General features: G+C 38.4%; 3 protein-coding genes. 1 reads left to right on the plus strand and 2 read right to left on the minus strand.

The window, feature by feature from the left end:
- Positions 1–1,256 (minus strand): hypothetical protein (locus tag KKA81_16085; protein MBU2652446.1); only part of this gene is annotated, 1,256 nt, incomplete at its 3' end.
- A gap of 91 nt (positions 1,257–1,347) precedes the next feature.
- On the opposite strand from KKA81_16085, the gene KKA81_16090 reads away from it, so the two are divergent.
- Positions 1,348–1,974, plus strand: coding sequence for a hypothetical protein (locus KKA81_16090; GenBank protein ID MBU2652447.1), 627 nt, complete (start codon positions 1,348–1,350; stop codon positions 1,972–1,974).
- Positions 1,975–1,982: 8 nt separating this feature from the next.
- Here KKA81_16090 and KKA81_16095 read toward each other — a convergent pair.
- A partial coding sequence (locus tag KKA81_16095) for a VTT domain-containing protein (protein ID MBU2652448.1) occupies positions 1,983–2,276 on the minus strand: 294 nt, incomplete at its 5' end.

Consider the following 2,276-nt stretch of genomic DNA (forward strand, 5'->3'; position numbering starts at 1 on the left):
ACTTCATAATACAGACCTGGTTCTTTGTCGCTCCCAGAAACTTTCTTTCTCTTTTTTGAGACCCTACCTACTATTCCGAATCTCAATAGCGCATAAAGTAATTGGGACGCCAATAATTTACTTGCCGTACAAGCCTTGACCCTTCCATGCTCAACCCAGCCATCCCCGCTGTAATACGAAGATAGTAGGACCCCTAACTGATCGTTACTCAATTCCATAAACCAATCAGGTAATCTTTTTGTATGAGAATTACCACCACAGCAATTCTTAAAAAACTCGTTAAGCACGGCGCTATCGATCTGAATATCTCCTGGATCTAACCTTCTTTCAAAGTAGTGGGTACCAAGGACGTCTAGCGCGTTAAATAATATTTTTTTCATCTCTCTCTCGTGTACACTTACTAGTGTAGACCTCGAAATGGCGTGTCCCTCTGCAATGTATATTCCTAGAAAAGTTAAAAATGCGTTACTTAAAACGATTTGGGAGGGACATTCGGTTGAGTTTTTGATGTGAACAGGGATTTGAATTTCCTTATCTTTTAAAAAATTAGAAACCGAGGAATACGAAATAGCTTCATCGCCGTTTAGTATAGCTCGTCTTTTATTTGGAGATAAGGTTGCTCCTATAACGGCATCTGACAGATCTTCATTTTTTCCTAAAACATCGTAATAGTCGCAATAGACTTCCGCGTTTATATACTTTGTTATGTCTACACTTTCAAGAGGAGCTTTATCTATATTAATCTCCCTTGGCAGTGGTACATAATCACCTTTCTTAATTTCTTCTGTTGGAACTAGTTTTAGTTTACCGTGTCTCAAAATCCATAAATTATGTGAGCCTGTTAAAGTTACTTCCCTACCACACCCGGTCGTGACGTTGTAAATAATAGATGGGGACAGGTGTCTAGTCAAATAACTAATATCACAAAATTCAGAAACACAAGTTTTCGGATTCCAGCTTAAAGCTTGAAATCTCTCTCTCATGTCCGGAGAACTAACAATTTGCGAGCCCTCGTATGAAAATGCATAATTTTTGCTCATGTACTGATCTACAAAGGCCCCAATTTTCACCTCTCTTACAGCACTTGTGAGTCTGCTTTTTACTATCACCGACTGGTCATAAGTAAGGCTTTTGCCGCTACCGGTAACGCCCAAAAGGACCTGATCTTTAACATTATTCTTCAGGTTTTCGGTAAGTTTTTCTATTGCCTGGGGCTGATCCCCAGTTGGTTTAAACGGAGCTTTTAAATTAAACATTTCGGAATAATAATATCAGGTTTCGGGTATTATTTGTATATTTAGTAGTCTTTATTGAGAACTCTTTTGTACTCCAGAAAAAACAGCCGGGGTGTATAATCTGCACATGTTGTCCAGATCCCTGTTGGGCTTTACCACATTAAAAATTATCGAAAAGATCCTAAACACTAATAGTGAAATAGGAAAAGTCATCCTTCGTGAGTATACTTACCCAGCCATGCCTGTCGGAACGGGTCCAGCTGTTGGAGACTCTCTGTCTACACTTTCCGCTAGAAACATATCCAGAAACAAGAAATTAGAAGCGCGCATAAAAAACCTATGCGATAACAGAAACATTGGGATCGAGTCTAAAGTAGTTGTTGACTCAAGAGTTATGCACATACCAATGATGGATTTTGCTGTCATTAAGTCCGAGAGTAACTTAAATAAGATTGTAAAACTGTGGAAAAAACTAATCATTCCAGAATTTGGTGGTGGGGTGATCATTGAAACCGATAACTCGTACCATTTCATAGGTACAAAGAGACTATTAAGTAATAGTGAGCTGGAAAAGTATCTCGCGTGGTCCATGCTATGTGTCACTGGCAGTCCAAAAAAACTTAAGACGTACGTGGACGTTCAATATGTCGCTTATTCATTGCTTAAAAAATCGATGTGTCTAAGAATCACTGCGTATCCAAAATCTAAATTTAATCCTCACGTTATTTTGGAGATATAGCACCACTTCTACTCTACCTGCTTTACCTTTATTCTGCTCTTAATTAACTCAATTATCATCGGCAAAATAGAAATTACAATAATCACCAAAATCACAATCGAAAAGTTTTCTCTCACAAATGGTATGTTCCCAAAGAAAAATCCCGCTAACGTAGCAATCAGTACCCACGCAACACCACCAATAACGTTAAACGTAATAAACTTTCCGTAATTCATTTTCCCTACCCCTGCAACAAACGGAGCAAATGTTCTAACGATTGGAACAAATCTTGCCAGAATAATTGTTTTCCCACCGTATTTTTC

It is taken from the genome of Bacteroidota bacterium, assembly GCA_018831055.1.
Classification (GTDB): Bacteria; Bacteroidota; Bacteroidia; order Bacteroidales; family B18-G4; genus M55B132.